17 protein-coding genes and 1 tRNA gene are annotated in these 15,339 nt (G+C 59.0%); 13 read left to right on the plus strand and 5 right to left on the minus strand.

Annotated elements, in window-relative coordinates:
* The first annotated feature begins 12 nt into the window (after nt 1-12).
* Both AB4O12_RS03080 and AB4O12_RS03085 read left to right on the plus strand, forming a co-directional pair.
* The gene (locus AB4O12_RS03080) at nt 13-963 is read left to right on the plus strand and encodes an alpha-E domain-containing protein (RefSeq protein ID WP_016773788.1); all 951 of its coding nucleotides are present in this window, start codon (nt 13-15) and stop codon (nt 961-963) included.
* Nucleotides 960-1,763, plus strand: a complete 804-nt coding sequence (locus tag AB4O12_RS03085) for a transglutaminase family protein (protein ID WP_056784068.1) — start codon at nt 960-962, stop codon at nt 1,761-1,763. Before AB4O12_RS03080 ends, AB4O12_RS03085 begins: the two co-directional genes overlap by 4 nt.
* A 121-nt stretch (nt 1,764-1,884) precedes the next feature.
* On the opposite strand, the gene AB4O12_RS03090 is transcribed toward AB4O12_RS03085, so the two are convergent.
* Nucleotides 1,885-2,706, minus strand: coding sequence for a c-type cytochrome (locus AB4O12_RS03090; RefSeq protein ID WP_252878162.1), 822 nt, complete (start codon nt 2,704-2,706; stop codon nt 1,885-1,887).
* A gap of 576 nt (nt 2,707-3,282) precedes the next feature.
* Here AB4O12_RS03090 and AB4O12_RS03095 point away from each other — a divergent pair.
* The 3 genes from AB4O12_RS03095 to AB4O12_RS03105 all read left to right on the plus strand — a co-directional run bounded on the left by AB4O12_RS03095 (nt 3,283) and on the right by AB4O12_RS03105 (nt 7,478).
* The gene (locus AB4O12_RS03095) at nt 3,283-4,488 is read left to right on the plus strand and encodes an acetyl-CoA C-acetyltransferase (RefSeq protein ID WP_041479365.1); all 1,206 of its coding nucleotides are present in this window, start codon (nt 3,283-3,285) and stop codon (nt 4,486-4,488) included.
* A gap of 24 nt (nt 4,489-4,512) precedes the next feature.
* Entirely contained in the window at nt 4,513-6,657 is a 2,145-nt protein-coding gene (locus AB4O12_RS03100; RefSeq protein WP_460060310.1) for a 3-hydroxyacyl-CoA dehydrogenase NAD-binding domain-containing protein, read from the plus strand.
* A gap of 92 nt (nt 6,658-6,749) precedes the next feature.
* A complete protein-coding gene (locus AB4O12_RS03105; protein ID WP_305382513.1) occupies nt 6,750-7,478 on the plus strand; it encodes an amidotransferase in 729 nt (242 codons plus the stop codon).
* A gap of 69 nt (nt 7,479-7,547) precedes the next feature.
* Here the strand turns inward: AB4O12_RS03105 and AB4O12_RS03110 are convergent, their stop codons facing one another.
* From AB4O12_RS03110 to AB4O12_RS03120, 3 genes are all read right to left on the minus strand, one after another.
* Nucleotides 7,548-8,519, minus strand: coding sequence for a magnesium and cobalt transport protein CorA (locus AB4O12_RS03110; RefSeq protein ID WP_041479369.1), 972 nt, complete (start codon nt 8,517-8,519; stop codon nt 7,548-7,550).
* A gap of 132 nt (nt 8,520-8,651) precedes the next feature.
* The gene (locus tag AB4O12_RS03115; RefSeq protein WP_024012238.1) at nt 8,652-9,374 is read right to left on the minus strand and encodes a 1-acylglycerol-3-phosphate O-acyltransferase; all 723 of its coding nucleotides are present in this window, start codon (nt 9,372-9,374) and stop codon (nt 8,652-8,654) included.
* Between the two features lie 219 nt (nt 9,375-9,593).
* Nucleotides 9,594-10,283: a crotonase/enoyl-CoA hydratase family protein gene (locus tag AB4O12_RS03120; protein ID WP_076566844.1), complete on the minus strand. Its 690-nt coding sequence runs from the start codon at nt 10,281-10,283 to the stop codon at nt 9,594-9,596.
* Between the two features lie 296 nt (nt 10,284-10,579).
* Here AB4O12_RS03120 and AB4O12_RS03125 point away from each other — a divergent pair.
* The 4 genes from AB4O12_RS03125 to AB4O12_RS03140 all read left to right on the plus strand — a co-directional run bounded on the left by AB4O12_RS03125 (nt 10,580) and on the right by AB4O12_RS03140 (nt 13,007).
* Nucleotides 10,580-10,669: transfer RNA gene (locus AB4O12_RS03125), tRNA-Ser, on the plus strand.
* Nucleotides 10,670-10,919: 250 nt separating this feature from the next.
* Complete coding sequence (locus AB4O12_RS03130) at nt 10,920-11,351, plus strand: LexA family protein (protein WP_041479371.1); 432 nt, start codon at nt 10,920-10,922, stop codon at nt 11,349-11,351.
* The gene (locus tag AB4O12_RS03135; RefSeq protein ID WP_460060312.1) at nt 11,338-12,618 is read left to right on the plus strand and encodes a Y-family DNA polymerase; all 1,281 of its coding nucleotides are present in this window, start codon (nt 11,338-11,340) and stop codon (nt 12,616-12,618) included. The genes AB4O12_RS03130 and AB4O12_RS03135 overlap by 14 nt, the downstream gene beginning before the upstream one ends.
* Nucleotides 12,619-12,686: 68 nt before the next feature.
* Nucleotides 12,687-13,007, plus strand: a complete 321-nt coding sequence (locus AB4O12_RS03140) for a YbjQ family protein (RefSeq protein ID WP_016773801.1) — start codon at nt 12,687-12,689, stop codon at nt 13,005-13,007.
* Between the two features lie 55 nt (nt 13,008-13,062).
* Here AB4O12_RS03140 and AB4O12_RS03145 read toward each other — a convergent pair whose 3' ends face one another.
* The gene (locus tag AB4O12_RS03145; RefSeq protein ID WP_056784095.1) at nt 13,063-13,341 is read right to left on the minus strand and encodes a hypothetical protein; all 279 of its coding nucleotides are present in this window, start codon (nt 13,339-13,341) and stop codon (nt 13,063-13,065) included.
* A 221-nt stretch (nt 13,342-13,562) separates the two neighbouring features.
* Here AB4O12_RS03145 and AB4O12_RS03150 point away from each other — a divergent pair, with 221 nt between their 5' ends.
* The 4 genes from AB4O12_RS03150 (at nt 13,563) to AB4O12_RS03165 (ending at nt 15,276) form a co-directional block, all read left to right on the plus strand.
* A complete protein-coding gene (locus AB4O12_RS03150) occupies nt 13,563-13,751 on the plus strand; it encodes a hypothetical protein (RefSeq protein WP_024012286.1) in 189 nt (62 codons plus the stop codon).
* A 312-nt stretch (nt 13,752-14,063) separates the two neighbouring features.
* On the plus strand, nt 14,064-14,435 hold the full coding sequence (locus tag AB4O12_RS03155; RefSeq protein ID WP_252869068.1) for a bacteriocin: 372 nt from the start codon (nt 14,064-14,066) through the stop codon (nt 14,433-14,435).
* Nucleotides 14,436-14,570: 135 nt separating this feature from the next.
* Entirely contained in the window at nt 14,571-14,990 is a 420-nt protein-coding gene (locus AB4O12_RS03160) for a YMGG-like glycine zipper-containing protein (RefSeq protein ID WP_024012287.1), read from the plus strand.
* A gap of 118 nt (nt 14,991-15,108) precedes the next feature.
* Nucleotides 15,109-15,276: a hypothetical protein gene (locus AB4O12_RS03165; RefSeq protein WP_016773805.1), complete on the plus strand. Its 168-nt coding sequence runs from the start codon at nt 15,109-15,111 to the stop codon at nt 15,274-15,276.
* The last annotated feature ends 63 nt before the right edge of the window (nt 15,277-15,339 follow it).

Consider the following 15,339-nt stretch of genomic DNA (forward strand, 5'->3'; position numbering starts at 1 on the left):
AGGAAGCTTGCCATGTTAAGTAGAACTGCCTCGGATCTGTACTGGATGTCGCGTTACCTGGAGCGTGCGGAGAATCTCGCGCGCATGCTCGACATCAGTTATTCGCTGTCGCTGATGCCGCAGGACGGGCGCGGCGACGGTCTGCACGAACTCGCCATGCCGTTGCTGATCACCGGCACCTTGGACGATTACCTTGAACGCCACGGCGACCTGCACGCTGAACGCTTGCTGCATTTCTTCGCACTGGACGCGGCCAACCCGGCCAGTATCTACAGCTGCCTTGGTGCAGCGCGGGCCAGTGCCCATGCCGTGCGCGGGCGAATCACTGCGGACATGTGGGAAAACATCAACGCGACCTGGCTGGAAATTCGCGGCATCGCCGAACAGGGCTTGAGCCGCTATGGCATGAGTCGTTTCTGCGAATGGATCAAGGAGCGTTCGCACCTGTTTCGCGGCGCCTCTTACGGCACGATCATGCGCAACGACGCGTTTCGCTTTATTCGTCTGGGCACGTTTATCGAGCGCGCGGACAACACGCTGCGCCTGCTTGATGCGCGTTACGAAATGGCCGGCGATCAGGCCGAAGCGGTCAGCGATGGCACCGCGCACGCTTATTACCAGTGGAGTGCGCTGCTGCGGGCGTTGTCGTCGTTCGAGGCCTACACCGAAATCTACCGCGACGCGCCCGGCGCCCGGCATGTCGCCGAACTGCTGCTGTTACGCGCCGATGTGCCGCGTTCGCTGCGTGCCTGTACCGAAGAGATCGACCAGATCCTCGCGCAACTGCCAGGCGCCAACGGCCGACCGGCACAACGCCTGGCGGCGGAAATGGACGCGCGCCTGCGTTACACCGGCATCAACGAAATTCTCGAAGAAGGCCTGCACGCCTGGCTGACCGAATTCATCCCGCTGGTGCGCCAGTTGGGCAACGCCATTCACAGTTCCTACCTGGAGGCTGCATGAGACTTTCCATAAGCCACGAGACCACCTATCACTACGAAGATCAGGTGCGCGCGAGCATCCAGTACCTGCGCCTGACACCCCACGACAGCGAGCGTCAGCATGTCCTCAGTTGGCAACTCGACTTGCCGCGTCCGGTGCGTGCGCAGCTCGATCCGTTCGGCAACATCCTGCATGTGCTGACCATGGACGAGCCGCACGAAGCGATCATCATTGGCGCCCGGGGGCAGGTCGATATCGACGAATTGCGCGAGGCCGAACATGAGAGCCAGTCGGCGCTGCCGTTCCTGCGCTTCACGCGCCTGACCGAAGCCGATGAAGCCTTGCGCGAGTTTGCCGCGAAGAACTGCAAGCAGCGGCGAGACCGCACCGCGCTGATCGACTTGATGCACGGTCTGAATCAGCACATGAGCTACACGCCGGGCTCCACCGAAGTCGACACCAGCGCAGCCGAAGCTTTCGCCGGTCGGGCCGGGGTCTGTCAGGATCATGCCCACGCCTTTCTAGCCTGCGCGCGCAGTCTCGGCGTGCCGTCGCGTTACGTGTCGGGTTATCTGTACAGCGAAGATTGCGAGCATCTGGCCAGTCATGCCTGGGCAGAAGCGTGGCTGGATGACGCGTGGTACAGCTTCGACGTGACCAACCAGCTGGCGCGCCCGGAGCGACACCTGAAGCTGGCGGTGGGCCTGGATTATCTCGATGCCTGCCCGGTCCGTGGCATGCGCCGGGGCGGTGGCTGCGAGCAGATGCATGCGAAGGTGTTCGTCTCGCCGACACCGGTTATTTCCGTGCAGCAACAATAGATTCGGGATACCGCTATCGCTGGCAAGCCAGCTCCCACAGGATGACCGCTGATTCGAACTCTGCGCATACCCTGTGGGAGCTGGCTTGCCAGCGAAGAGGCCAGTAATAACACCCTAAGGCTTACGGCTTAACTTTGCGCCCGGCCATATGCTTGAGATAGCCCACCAGCATTTCAAGATCTGTATCCGGCAATACCTCAGCAGAAAACCCCGGCATCTTCGCCTGCGGCCACTGACGCAAACTCTGCGGATCGCGGATGTAGCGCTTCAAGAAATCCGCCCCGAAATACTCGGTCGGGCTATACGGAATATTCAGATCCGGACCGAACTGCGCGTCTCCGGCACCATTCAACCGGTGACAGGCCAGGCAGTTTTTTTGAAACAGGGCAAAACCCTGGTTCACCGGATCATCGGCCTTCAAGGCAGGATCGGGCAGCAGGGCAGGAAAGCGTTGGGCCACCGGGGCCATCAGCTTGATGCTGGCGACTTCGAACGGCCACTGCTCGGGGCTGATATTGCCCGCCTGCGGATCGGTCCAGACCAGATAGAACGGCCCGGCGCTGTGCTTGCCGGCTGACAGCGGTGGCCACGGCTGCGCCGGATCCTCGATCGCCAGCCATGCCCGCGCGCCGTCCTTGTTCAGCAAGGGCGCGGCGGCCAACTCTGCGGCAAAGCCATCCAGCGCCACCGCCTGCAAGTGATCCTCCGGCTTGACCCCCGTCAGCAATGCGGCCAGCGGCACGGCCTGATAGGTCATGTCCTTCTTATAGGAAACATCATTGTTAATCGTGAGAGTTTGCAGCTGAGGATGCTTGAGCAGCTCTTCGGTCTGCCAGGTGCGGCTGTTTGCGCCCAACTGCAGATCCAGTTGTGCGGCGGACAAGGGCAAGCTCAGCAGCAAGGCACCGAGCGCAATGAGCGTTTTCAAATGATCGCCGTCCATGTCGAGGAAGTGCGCAAAGGTTGGCACAACCACGCTGGCCCGGGTAGCGGGCCAGTCACATTTTCATTGGCGATATACAGCACGCGACGTTTGAATCAGCCGATGACCTTGGTCAGATTCGGCAAGATCAACAACAGCGTCGTGGCGAAAAGAATGAGTCCTGCTTGACGTACTTTCGGTTGTTTGAACATGGCTTGACCGCCTTTATTGTTATTTCCTGATGCGTGCCTGACTGCATTTCCCTGACGGCACGCGGTGCACTTCCTGTTGAAGCACGCCCGTCTCGGCAAAACCCAACGACGATGGCGTACATGTTCACCTTAGAGCCCGCGTCAGCCTTCGCTTAGATCCATTTCATATGGGGATCTTGAAAAAGCTTTTAAAACGGCATGAGGCGTATTGCCAGCTTCTTTGCCGCCCGCTGGCTAGACAACTCGACGACCTGAACCGGTTCACCTCATGCCGCATGACCGTCCGTCTGAGCGCGTGCGTCAAGCGCTTTGAGCAATGTGGTCATTGCTTGCCAGTGGGCGCAGGGCGAAAGTGAAGTGACAATAAATCAGGTTCGAGGACGTCATGACTGAAGCTTTGATTTTCGATGCGTTACGCACTCCGCGTGGCAAAGGCAAGGCCGATGGCGCGCTGCACAGCGTGAAGCCGGTCAACCTGGTGGCGGGTTTGCTGAGCGCTTTGCAGGCGCGCACCGCGCTGGATACCAGTCAGGTCGATGACGTCGTCCTTGGCTGCGTCACGCCGATCGGCGATCAAGGTTCGGACATCGCCAAGACGGCGGTGCAAGTGGCCGACTGGGACGTCAGCGTCGCCGGTGTGCAGATCAACCGTTTCTGCGCTTCGGGTCTGGAAGCGGTGAATCTTGGCGCGATGAAAGTGCGCTCAGGATTCGAGGATCTGGTGGTGGTCGGCGGCGTCGAGTCGATGTCGCGGGTGCCGATGGGCAGCGATGGCGGCGCCTGGGCACTGGACCCGCAGACCAACCTGCACAGCCATTTCACCCCGCAAGGCGTCGGCGCCGATCTGATCGCCACCCTCGAAGGCTTCAGCCGGCAGGATGTCGATGCCTACGCACTGCACTCCCAGCAAAAAGCCGCACGAGCGCGGGCCGACGGCTCGTTCAACAAGTCGCTGGTGCCGGTGCAGGATCAGAACGGCATCATCCTGCTTGACCACGATGAGTTCATCCGCGCCGAGTCTACCCTCGAGGGCCTGGGCAAGCTCAAGCCGAGTTTCGAAATGATCGGGCAAATGGGCTTCGACGCCACGGCGTTGCGGGTCTACAGCCATGTCGAGCGGATCAACCACGTGCACACGCCGGGCAACAGTTCCGGAATTGTCGACGGTGCGGCGCTGATGCTCATCGGCTCCGAAGCCAAGGGCCGCGCGCTGGGGCTGCAGCCACGCGCGCGTATCGTCGCCACGGCCGTCACCAGCACAGATCCGACCATCATGCTCACCGGCCCAGCGCCGGCGACCCGCAAAGCCTTGGCCAAGGCCGGACTGCGCGTGGAGGACATCGATCTGTTCGAGGTCAACGAAGCGTTTGCTTCGGTGGTGTTGAAATTCATCAAGGACATGGCCGTCGACCCGGGCAAGGTCAACGTCAACGGCGGCTCGATCGCCATGGGCCACCCGCTGGGCGCCACCGGTTGCGCGATCCTCGGCACCCTGCTTGATGAACTGGAAGCGCGCAACTTGCGCTACGGCCTGGCGACGCTGTGTGTCGGCGGAGGCATGGGCATTGCCACCATCATCGAACGCCTCTGAGCCCCGACTTCAAGGAACCCTGTTATGAGCGAAGCCATTCGTTACGAAAAAGGCCAGGACGCTATCGTCGTGCTGACCATGGACATGCCGGGCCAGAGCGCCAACACCATGAACGCCGTGTACCGCGAGGCCATGGCCGCTTGCGTTGCCCGCTTGCTGGCCGAGAAAGACAGCATCGCCGGAGTGATCATCACCTCCGCGAAGAAAACCTTTTTTGCCGGCGGCGACCTCAATGAATTGATCAAGGTCGGCAAACCCGAAGCCAAAGCTTTCTACGACATGGTGCTGACTCTCAAGGCGCAATTGCGCAGCCTGGAAACCCTCGGCAAACCGGTGGTCGCGGCGATCAACGGCGCCGCACTGGGCGGCGGCTGGGAAATCTGTCTGTCCTGCCACCATCGCATCGCTGTGGATGATGCCTCGGTGCAACTCGGTTTGCCGGAGGTGACGCTGGGCCTGTTGCCGGGCGGCGGCGGGGTGGTGCGCATGGTGCGCATGCTCGGTATCGAAAAAGCCCTGCCGTACTTGCTTGAAGGCAAGAAGGTGCGCCCGCAACAGGCGTTGCAGGCCGGGCTGATTGATGAACTGGCATCGGATCGCGATGAGCTGCTGGCCAAGGCGCGCGCGTGGATTCTCGCCAATCCGGCGGCAGTGCAACGCTGGGACGTTAAGGGCTACCAGATACCTGGCGGCACGCCATCGAACCCGAAAGTGGCGCAGATGCTGGCGATTGCGCCGTCGATCCTGCGCGCGAAAACTCAAGGCACCCTGCCGGCGCCGGAGAAGATTCTATGCGCGGCGGTGGAGGGCGCTCAGGTCGATTTCGACACCGCGCACCTGATCGAAACCCGCTACTTCACCGAGCTGACGACCGGGCAGATTTCGAAAAACCTGATCGGCACGTTCTGGTTCCAGTTGAACGAAATCAACGCCGGCGGTTCCAGGCCGCAAAGTTTTGCGCCCTGTAAAACCCGGAAAGTCGGTGTGCTCGGCGCCGGAATGATGGGCGCGGGCATCGCGTTTGTCAGCGCTTCGGCCGGTATCGAAGTCGTCCTCAAGGACATCAATCTCGCTGCTGCCGAGAAAGGTAAGGCGCATTCAGCGGCGCTGCTGGATAAAAAAGTTGCCCGTGGCCAGCTGACTGTCGAGCAGCGCGAGGCGGTGCTGGCGCGCATCGTTGCGAGCGAAAGCGATGCCGATCTGGCCGGTTGCGATCTGATCATCGAAGCGGTGTTCGAGGATCGCCAGCTCAAGGCCAAGGTATCTGCCGCCGCGCAACAGGTGGTGGGTGGCGACGCTGTCATCGCCTCCAACACATCGACCCTGCCGATCACCGGCCTGGCGACGGCCGTGCCCGATCAAAGCAAATTCATCGGCCTGCATTTCTTCAGTCCGGTGGAAAAAATGCCGCTGGTGGAAATCATCAAGGGCGAGCAGACCAGCGACGAAACTCTCGCTCGCGGTTTCGACTTCGTTCTGCAAATCAAGAAAACTCCGATCGTGGTCAATGACAGTCGCGGCTTCTTTACCTCGCGGGTTTTCGGCACATTCACCAACGAGGGCATCGCCATGCTCGGCGAGGGTGTCAGTGCGCCGATGATCGAGACCGAAGCGCGCAAGGCCGGGATGCCGGTCGGGCCGCTGGCCATCTCCGATGAAGTTTCCCTCAGCCTGATGAGCCATATCCGTCAGCAGACGGCCAAGGACTTGCAGGCAGAAGGCAAACCGCTGATTGAGCACCCTGCCTTCGCCGTGATCGATTTGATGCTCAATGAATTCAAGCGACCGGGCAAAGCTGGCGGAGGCGGTTTTTATGAGTATCCAGCGGGCGCGCAGAAGCATTTGTGGCCGGAGCTGAAAGCGCGCTTCGAGAAGGCCGACGGACAGATCTCTGCGAAGGATGTGCGTGATCGTCTGTTGTTTGTGCAGGCCATCGAAACCGTGCGTTGCGTGGAGGAGGGCGTGCTGACCTCGACGGCGGATGGCAACGTCGGTTCCATCTTCGGCATCGGTTTCGCCGCGTGGACCGGCGGTGCGCTGCAGTTCATCAACCAGTATGGCCTGGAGGACTTCATCGCCCGCGCGCAGTATCTGGCCGAGCAATACGGCGAGCGTTTTACCCCGCCAGCGCTGCTGCTGGACAAAGCGGCGAAAGGTGAAATGTTCTAGGGCTGGCGAGCATTTCGGGGCTTGCCTTGGCCGGGTGTTTCAGGGCAGGCTCTGGGGTGTTCATTATTCCCATCACGTGTCAGGTATTTTTTATGTCGCTGCGCATCTGCATTCTCGAAACCGACATCCTGCGGCCCGAATTGATTGACCAATATCAGGGCTATGGGCAGATGTTCCAGCGCCTGTTCTCGCAGCAACCGATCGCCGCTGATTTCACTGTCTATAACGTGGTGAAAGGGGATTACCCAAGTGACGACGAGACTTTCGATGCGTACCTGGTCACTGGCAGCAAGGCCGATTCGTTCGGCACGGATCCGTGGATCCAGACCCTCAAGACCTACCTTTTGAACCGCTACGAACGCGGCGACAAATTGCTCGGCGTGTGCTTCGGCCATCAATTGCTGGCGCTACTGCTTGGTGGCAAGAGTGAGCGTGCGTCCCAAGGCTGGGGCGTCGGCACTCACAGCTATCAGCTGGCAGCTAAGGCGCCGTGGATGAGCCCGGTGCGCGAAGAGCTGACACTGCTGATCAGTCATCAGGATCAGGTAACCGAGCTTCCGGAAAACGCCACGGTCATCGCCTCCAGCGATTTCTGCCCGTTCGCGGCGTATCACATCAACGATCAAGTGCTGTGCTTCCAGGGTCACCCGGAATTCATTCACGATTACTCGCGGGCGCTGCTCGATCTGCGCCAGGAAGCTCTGGGCTCGCAGATTTACAGCAAAGGCATGGCCAGCCTTGAGCAGGAACATCATGGCGCTACGGTTGCGGAGTGGATGATGCGGTTCGTGGCGCACAAGCCAGAAGCTGCTCAACACTAAAAGTCCCTGCTCCCACAATCCCTGTGGGAGCGAGCCTGCTCGCGAATCTCCGGGGCAACGCGGTCCCGGCTACAGCCACCCGGACCGCTTGAAACTCGCCCACAAACTCACACACCCCACCGCAATAAACCCCAGCACTGCAAAATAACCGTAGTGCCAGGTCAACTCGGGCATGTTCTGGAAATTCATCCCGTAGATCCCTGCTACCGCAGTCGGGAACGCCAGAATCGCCGCCCACGCTGCAAACTTGCGCTGCACCACGCTCTGCCGTGATGCCTCAAGCAGCACGCCAATCTCGATGGTCTGGCTGGCAATGTCCGCCAGCGTGGTCAGGTCTTCCATCTGCCGCGTTACGTGAATCTGCACATCGCGAAAGTACGGGCGCATGTTCTTGTCGATGAACGGGAAACTGAGCTTTTGCAGCTCCTCGCCGATCTCCACCATCGGTGCCGCGTACCGACGCAAGCGCACCACATCGCGGCGCAGACCGTGCAGCTTCTGGATGTCGCGCTCGTTGAGGGCGCTGCACAGCACGTTGCGCTCCAGCTCATCGATCTCGGCGTGGATCGCTTCGCCCACCGGCTGATAGTTTTCGATGACGAAATCGAGCAGCGCATAGAGGACGAAATCCTCTCCGTGCTCGAGCAACAGCGGACGTGCTTCACAGCGTTGACGCACATAGGCGTACGACGCGGAATGGCCGTTGCGTGCGGTAATGATGTAGCCCCTGCCGGCGAAGATATGCGTTTCGATGAATTGCAAAACGCCGTTTTCGCGAACCGGTGAGTAGGTGACGATAAACAGAGCGTCACCAAAGGTTTCCAGTTTTGGTCGGCTGTGTTTTTCCAGCGCGTCTTCGATGGCCAGTTCATGCAGGTTGAACTGTCGTTGCAGGTTGGATAATTCCTGTGCGTCCGGTTCTTCCAGACCGATCCAGACGAAGTGGCCGGGTTTGGCGGCCCAGGCAGCACCTTCGTCCAGCGAAATATTGGAGACTTTCTTACCCTCGCTGTACACCGCAGCAGCAACAACTCGACCCATGGTGGTGATTCACTTCTTCTTGGCAGATGGCAGGGAAACTAGGCTTCAGCTTAGCCGTGTCGCTGCTTGAGAGTCAGTGAAACTTCTACAGTTCACCCGGCAAAAGAAAACCCGCACGGGGCGGGTTTGGTTTCACGCGGCTTGCAGTTGCCGATCCATCGATTCGATGCACTCGCGCATCTGCTCGCGGCATCGCTCGATCAGCATGGGCATGTCGTCCATGGTCAATCCGACTGTAGGAATCGCCGGCAAGGAACGTATGAGAACGTTGCCACTGCGCCAGCGATTCAGGCGCATGTGCTTTATATAGCTGCTCACGCACACCGGAACGATCGGCACGCCGGCAGCAATCGCCATCTGGAACGCGCCTTTCTTGAACGGCAATAGATCTTCACCGAGGTTGCGGGTGCCCTCCGGAAACACCCAGATCGAGGTGTCTTCGTTCTGCAAGGTGTGGGTCGTCGTCAGCATCGACTGCCGCGCCTTGTGCGCATTGCCACGGTCGATCAACACATTGCCGGCCAGCCAGAACAACTGGCCGAACAACGGCACCCACTTCAGGCTCTTCTTGCCGATACAAACGGTGCGACGAGGGACGACATTGCCGAACACGAACAGATCGTAGTTGGACTGATGGTTGGCAATGATTACGCAACTGTCGGGCTTGTTCATCAAGCCGTTGACCTCGGACCTGACCCGCAAACGCAAGATACACATCGCCGGCAAAGCGTAGAGGCGGGCGCAGAGTCGGCTGTTGTCCGGGTTGAACGGGCGGCACAATCCAAGGATCACGCCGAGCACGCCGGCCAGAATAAAGTGCAGGCCCATCAACAACATACGAAACACAAACAGCATTTTTGCAGGCCCACCGGGACAAAAGGTGGCGCAGTGTACGGATGTGCACTGTTTTCGGCAATTGCCGCTATAGAGTCCGGAGATGGCCGATGTTTAAGCGCATGTTTCAGCGTTGCCTGTCAGGCGCGTCCTAGAGCTTTCAGCGAATCTTCAACGCTGAACCTAAGAAAAAGCCCGACCAAGGTCGGGCTATTCTCTTACCGGCAGATTTTGGACGAGTCAGCCCAGATGTTGCTGATCCTGCAGGATCGCGTCGTCGAGGGTTTCCAGCAGTTGCTTGCGCACTTTGAGCTTGGTGTTCTTGTGCGCCAGCATGTTGATCTTCTTCAACTGACGCGCGGCAGCCAGCGCGGCGCCCTGCAATTCTTCGGCAGTGACGACTTTGTCGAGGAAGCCTGCATCAACGGCACTTTGCGGATCGAACATCTCGCCATTGATTACCGAGCGATGGAAAGCCGAACGCCGCAAGCGGTCGCGTGCCAGCTCGATACCGGCATGGTGCATGGTCATGCCGATTTGCACTTCGTTGAGACCGATGCTGAACGGGCCGTCGACACCGATGCGGTAATCGGCGGACAACAGCAGGAAAGCACCCTTGGCCACGGCGTGCCCCGGGCAAGCAACGATCACCGGGAACGGGTGAGAGAGCAGGCGGCGGGCCAGGGTCGAACCGGCCGTCACCAGCGCAACGGCCTCTTTCGGGCCGGCCGTCATCACCTTCAGGTCATAACCACCCGAAAGAATCCCCGGCTGCCCGGTAATGATCACCACGGCGCGATCCGCCACCGCCTGATCCAGCGCCGCATTAAACGCCGCAATCACATCCGGAGAAATCGCGTTGACCTTGCCATTGTTCAGGGTCAGGGTCGCGATACCGTCTTCGAGGTGGTAGGCAATCAACTCGCTCATGACGCTATTCCTTATTAGAAAGATGGGCAGACGTTACCCACCGCCGCAGGCCAGGTAAAGCGCCGTGACTGACCTGCCAGTCACCGTTTTGCGCTTCGGCCAGCGTCGCGCGCGTGTTGCCTGCTATAAAGGAAGCGTGCGGCTTACCCGAGATTGGCGGGTTTGCCATCGCCCGCTTTGGCAGAATGAAGCGTGCTCTCTTAAGCGCATGAAAATTCTGAAAAAAAGTTTGCCATCGGAAAAGCTTTCGACTACATTAGCGCGCCTCGACAGACAGAACATGTCTGCAGAGATACGGTGAAGTGTCCGAGTGGCTTAAGGAGCACGCCTGGAAAGTGTGTATACAGGAAACTGTATCGAGAGTTCGAATCTCTCCTTCACCGCCACATTCAGTAAACGCAAACCCCTGATTTTCCTAGAGAAAGTCGGGGGTTTGTGGTTTTTGGTGTCTGGAAAATGGTCATATGGGACCGTTGGTGCTCGGCATCCATGAAATGTGTTTTGGTGATCATTCTCTCTCCAAAGCTATACAAAACCCTGTCACCCGTCGAAATCTCCTACACGCCTCATTGACCCCCCGAACCGTCCCGAGTTTACTGTATGCGCATACAGTAAATTCACTATCAGGTTCGTATCATGAGCGTCACCATCCTCGGCCCTTTGTCAGGCGCGGGCGAACAGCTTGCGCTGTATTCGTTTCGGATTCCCGCCGGTTTTCCTTCGCCCGCGGCTGATCACATTGAAAAGCACATCTCTCTGGACGAAGTTTTTGATATTCGTGCGCCGCACGTTTATCTGGCGAAGATCGAAGGCGAGAGCATGCAGGACGCCGGGATATTTTGCGGTGATCTGGTGATTGTTGATCGCAGCCTGAATGCCGAGCACGGCGATATCGTCATCGCCGGTCTCAACTCCGAACCTGTCTGCAAGCGCCTGCACATGCGCGACAACACCATCATCCTTCTTTCGGCCAACAGCAAATACCCGCCTCGCTATGTGATGGAAGGGGATGAGCTGGTGATCTGGGGCGTGGTGACTTACAGCGTGCGCGACCATGGCAAATCGTGAGCAGGTTTTCGCGCTGATCGATTGCAACAGCTTCTATGCCAGCTGTGAGCGAGTGTTCCGGCCCGATCTGGCGAAGACGCCGATTGTCGTGCTGAGCAATAACGATGGCTGCGTGATCGCGCGCAGCTACGATGCCAAACCTTTTGTGAAAATGGGCGCGCCGTATTTTCAGATTCGTGATGATCTGCGCCGCCACGGCATTCAGGTGTTCAGCAGTAATTACGCGTTGTACGGCGACATGAGCGAACGGGTGATGACGATCATCGAATCCATGGTGCCGGCGGTCGAGGTTTACAGCATTGATGAGGCGTTCGCCGATCTCAGCGGCATTCCTGGGGACCTGACAGGTTTTGGCCGAACCATTCGCTCTGCTGTTTATAAGCGCACCGGCATCCCGGTCGGCGTCGGCATCGCCCCGACGAAAACGCTGGCCAAGCTCGCCAACCACACCGCGAAACGCCTGCAAGCGCATACCGGCGGCGTGGTCGACATCTGCGATCCGTCCAAACGCGACTGGGTGCTGCGCAATACCGATGTCGGTGACGTGTGGGGCGTCGGTCGGCGGATGAAAGCTCATCTGGAAAGCATGCAAATCAGAAGTGCGATGGACCTGGCGAAGGCCGATCCGTGGACACTGCGGCGCAAGTTCAGCGTGGTGATCGAGAAGACCGCGCGCGAACTGGGCGGCACATCCTGTCTGGAACTGTCGGAAACAGAACCGCCGAAGCAGGAAATTTGCAGCAGCCGCATGTTTGGCAACCGTTTGACTACCATCGAGCCGATCAAGGAAGCCGTTGCTACTTATGTGCATCGAGCGGCGGAAAAGCTGCGTGCGCAGAGTTCGCTGTGCAAAAAGATCCGCGTGAGTATCCGCACCGGCATGTTCAATCCGGAAGAGGCGAAGTACGCCAATGGCGCGCTGATCGAGTTGCCTTATCCGACCAATGATGTGCGATTGCTGAGCAAGGTGGCGAGCGAAGCGATCGATCGATTGTTCCGGCCGGGGTTCAAGTACAGCAAGCCTGAGGTGCTGTTGATGGATCTGCGACAGCCCGGAGAATTTACCGAAGACCTGTTTGCACAGTCCCAACCTCAAGCGGCGGAGAGGGTGATGGGCGTGCTGGACCAGATCAATCTGCGCTGGGGGCATGGAACGTTGCGAGCGGGGAGTGTGCCGGCGGATCCGGCCTGGGGCATGCGGCGGGAGATGATGAGTTCGAGTTTTACGACGAAGCTGGATCAATTGTGGGTCGTTAAATCCAATTGAGGCACGGGCCAGATCTGGTGCCGCGTTACAATCGCTGCCTTCACTTATGCAGTAAAGGGACGACTTTCATGATCATTTCCACCACTCATTCCGTCGAGGGGCGGCAGATCACGGCCTATCTGGACATCGTCAGCGCCGAGTCTGTGCAGGGCGTCAACGTGATCCGCGATATGTTCGCCGGCATGCGCGATTTCTTTGGCGGGCGGTCGCAGACGTTGGAGCGGGCTCTTAAAGAAGCACGCATTCAGGCCACCGACGAACTGAAAGATCGAGCGCGGGCATTGCAGGCTGACGCGGTGGTCGGCGTGGACTTCGAGATCAGCATGCCGGCAGGCAAGGGCGGCATGGTCGTGGTGTTCGTCACCGGAACTGCGGTCAAGCTGCGCTGATCATTGTGTTCAAGGCAAAGTCCACTCGCACAACGAATGGGCTTTTTCGCGTCAATCAGCCTTGTGGCTTGAGCAACACAGCGCCTCTTGAGTCATAGGTCAGCGGTGTATCGATGGCAACGAGGGGCGGCGTCCCGTCAGGCTGCGCCGATGGTGCGGGCTCGCTGGGATGGTAGACGACGCCCGGTTGCAGAAGCGGTTTGTCTGGGTATTTGATGGTGATTTCACCCGAGGCGATCTTTTCCTTGAGTTTTTCCGCACCGGCCTTGCCGGCAGCGATCTGCTCGTCCGTGAGTTTTACGACTGGCATGTTCGGGAATCCATTGATCTGCATGATCTCTCCTTGAGATTCATTTGTAGGAGTAAGGGCAGCGGCCGTTCGATGGAAATCTTTAGCGAATGATCGTTCACGACGCTTTTTTCCATTCGTCGGTGATCAGTCTTTCTGAACGGCAAGTCCAGTAGTGACCAGCTAGTCTCAAAAGCGCTGAGGGGCGATATTTTCCAGGCAAAACTGTTTTGTCGGTGTCGACCCAGTTGCGTAGGGGAGAGTCTATGTCAGGTCCATTTATCGAAGATGATGGCGCAGAGTTTTCATTCAACAATTGTGTGCGCTGCGGTCAGTCGGAGTATCAGTCGGGGTTTGGCGAGGATCCGGTGAGCATCGGCAAAATCAAATCCACAGCCCCCAAAGGGCCGAAAGCGAAATTCCTACCCAAGGTCACGGCAAGGACCAGAAAGTGATTTCATCCTGCACCCCGTCACTGAACGGGGTTTTTTATGTGCGCAAGAATAGGGGTTTGAAATCTCTGGCAAGCATTGACATTAATGTCGGTTTTTTTTCACAAACTTTTCACGTTGGCCAACGTAGTGTGAAGCCATCCGTTAGAAAGCAAGTCTCCAGCCCGTCTCCCCAGCGGGCTTTTTTTTGCCCGGCATAAAACCTTTTCCCTGATCGCGGTCCAAACGACGCTGTCGCCTGCGTCTGGACTTTCCTGGGCCGAGCGCATTAAATCCCGCTCCTTTTCGTCATCCCGTTTATTTGAGGTTTTCGTCATGCGTTTAACACTGCCTGCTCTGGTTCTTGGCCTTCTGGTTGCTCAAGGTGCGATGGCTGCCGGTGATGGCACCGCTGCGCTGGGCGGTGGCCTGGGTGGCGCGCTGGGTAACGTGGTCGGTCAGAAAATGGGCGGCAGCACCGGTGCCGCCATTGGCGCTGGCGTCGCGGGCGCAGCAGGCAGTGCCGTCGCCGCACGCAAGGGCAGCCGCACCAAAGCGGCGATCGGCGGCGGTGTCGGTGCAGCCGGCGGTTCGGTGATCGGCAACAGCCTGGGCGGCCGCAACGGCGCCACCATCGGTGCAGGTCTGGGCGGCGCGGCCGGCGGCGCAGTCGGCAGCAACCTGGGCAAAGGTCACAGGCGCCACTGAGACTGATGGCCTGTCAGAAAAAGCCCGACTCGATGTCGGGCTTTTTCATGGCTGAACGTTTCGTCCGAAATCATCTCCAATCTGCATACGCCCCGCTTGGGCGGACTGTCCCGATTCGGGAACTGCGAGGTTCATATGCGATTGTCATTATCTGCACTGTTTTTTGGCTTGGTCGTGGCGCAGGGCGCGATGGCGGCCGGAGACGGCACCGCTGCCGTAGGCGGTGGTCTCGGCGGTGCGCTGGGTAATGTGGTTGGCGGACAACTTGGCGGCAGTACGGGCGCAGCGGTCGGCGCAGGTGTTGGCGGCGCGGCCGGCAGTGCCGTCGGCGCGAACAAACGCAACCGCACCGAAGCCGCGATTGGCGGCGGTCTTGGCGCAGCAGGGGGCTCGGTCGTCGGCAACAGCCTCGGCGGCTCCACCGGCTCCGCCATTGGCGCAGGCCTGGGCGGCGCAGCAGGCGGCGCGGTAGGTAACAATCTTGGCGACGACGACGGCGGATCTCATTCCGGCGGCCACAAGCACAAGAACAAACACAAAAATAAACATCGCTGATTGATCAACGAAAACCCGGCCTGGCGCCGGGTTTTTCGTGTCTGGCCGTCAGGCAGAGGAACGATTGGCGATAGGGCTTTTCGAAAGTGATACATCCCACACGCTCAAGAGGTGCGCCATGACTCCCGAAACCGAAGGCAAAGAAGAGAAGGGCCCGAGTGGATTGCCGTTTATCAATGATCCGGGGAATGAAGATCCCGGCTCGCTGATGGATGATGCGACGGTGCCGTTGAATGATGCGGATGAGGCGGATATGGAGTATGAGGAGGATGGGGATGAGCAGTGAGAGTGTTCTTGGTGAATGGAGATTTTGAATATTGGTTTAAAGGGCCTGAGTCCACAGGCCCTC

The sequence above is a fragment of the Pseudomonas sp. S2_A05 genome (assembly GCF_054668485.1).

Excerpts from the sequence above, each read along its gene's own strand:
- AB4O12_RS03080 (WP_016773788.1), top strand. The coding sequence starts at position 13 with ATGTTAAGTAGAACTGCCTCGGATCTGTACTGGATGTCGCGTTACCTG.
- AB4O12_RS03085 (WP_056784068.1), top strand. The coding sequence starts at position 960 with ATGAGACTTTCCATAAGCCACGAGACCACCTATCACTACGAAGATCAG.
- AB4O12_RS03090 (WP_252878162.1), bottom strand. The coding sequence starts at position 2,706 with ATGGACGGCGATCATTTGAAAACGCTCATTGCGCTCGGTGCCTTGCTG.
- AB4O12_RS03095 (WP_041479365.1), top strand. The coding sequence starts at position 3,283 with ATGACTGAAGCTTTGATTTTCGATGCGTTACGCACTCCGCGTGGCAAA.
- AB4O12_RS03100 (WP_460060310.1), top strand. The coding sequence starts at position 4,513 with ATGAGCGAAGCCATTCGTTACGAAAAAGGCCAGGACGCTATCGTCGTG.
- AB4O12_RS03105 (WP_305382513.1), top strand. The coding sequence starts at position 6,750 with ATGTCGCTGCGCATCTGCATTCTCGAAACCGACATCCTGCGGCCCGAA.
- AB4O12_RS03110 (WP_041479369.1), bottom strand. The coding sequence starts at position 8,519 with ATGGGTCGAGTTGTTGCTGCTGCGGTGTACAGCGAGGGTAAGAAAGTC.
- AB4O12_RS03115 (WP_024012238.1), bottom strand. The coding sequence starts at position 9,374 with ATGCTGTTTGTGTTTCGTATGTTGTTGATGGGCCTGCACTTTATTCTG.
- AB4O12_RS03120 (WP_076566844.1), bottom strand. The coding sequence starts at position 10,283 with ATGAGCGAGTTGATTGCCTACCACCTCGAAGACGGTATCGCGACCCTG.
- AB4O12_RS03130 (WP_041479371.1), top strand. The coding sequence starts at position 10,920 with ATGAGCGTCACCATCCTCGGCCCTTTGTCAGGCGCGGGCGAACAGCTT.
- AB4O12_RS03135 (WP_460060312.1), top strand. The coding sequence starts at position 11,338 with ATGGCAAATCGTGAGCAGGTTTTCGCGCTGATCGATTGCAACAGCTTC.
- AB4O12_RS03140 (WP_016773801.1), top strand. The coding sequence starts at position 12,687 with ATGATCATTTCCACCACTCATTCCGTCGAGGGGCGGCAGATCACGGCC.
- AB4O12_RS03145 (WP_056784095.1), bottom strand. The coding sequence starts at position 13,341 with ATGCAGATCAATGGATTCCCGAACATGCCAGTCGTAAAACTCACGGAC.
- AB4O12_RS03150 (WP_024012286.1), top strand. The coding sequence starts at position 13,563 with ATGTCAGGTCCATTTATCGAAGATGATGGCGCAGAGTTTTCATTCAAC.
- AB4O12_RS03155 (WP_252869068.1), top strand. The coding sequence starts at position 14,064 with ATGCGTTTAACACTGCCTGCTCTGGTTCTTGGCCTTCTGGTTGCTCAA.
- AB4O12_RS03160 (WP_024012287.1), top strand. The coding sequence starts at position 14,571 with ATGCGATTGTCATTATCTGCACTGTTTTTTGGCTTGGTCGTGGCGCAG.
- AB4O12_RS03165 (WP_016773805.1), top strand. The coding sequence starts at position 15,109 with ATGACTCCCGAAACCGAAGGCAAAGAAGAGAAGGGCCCGAGTGGATTG.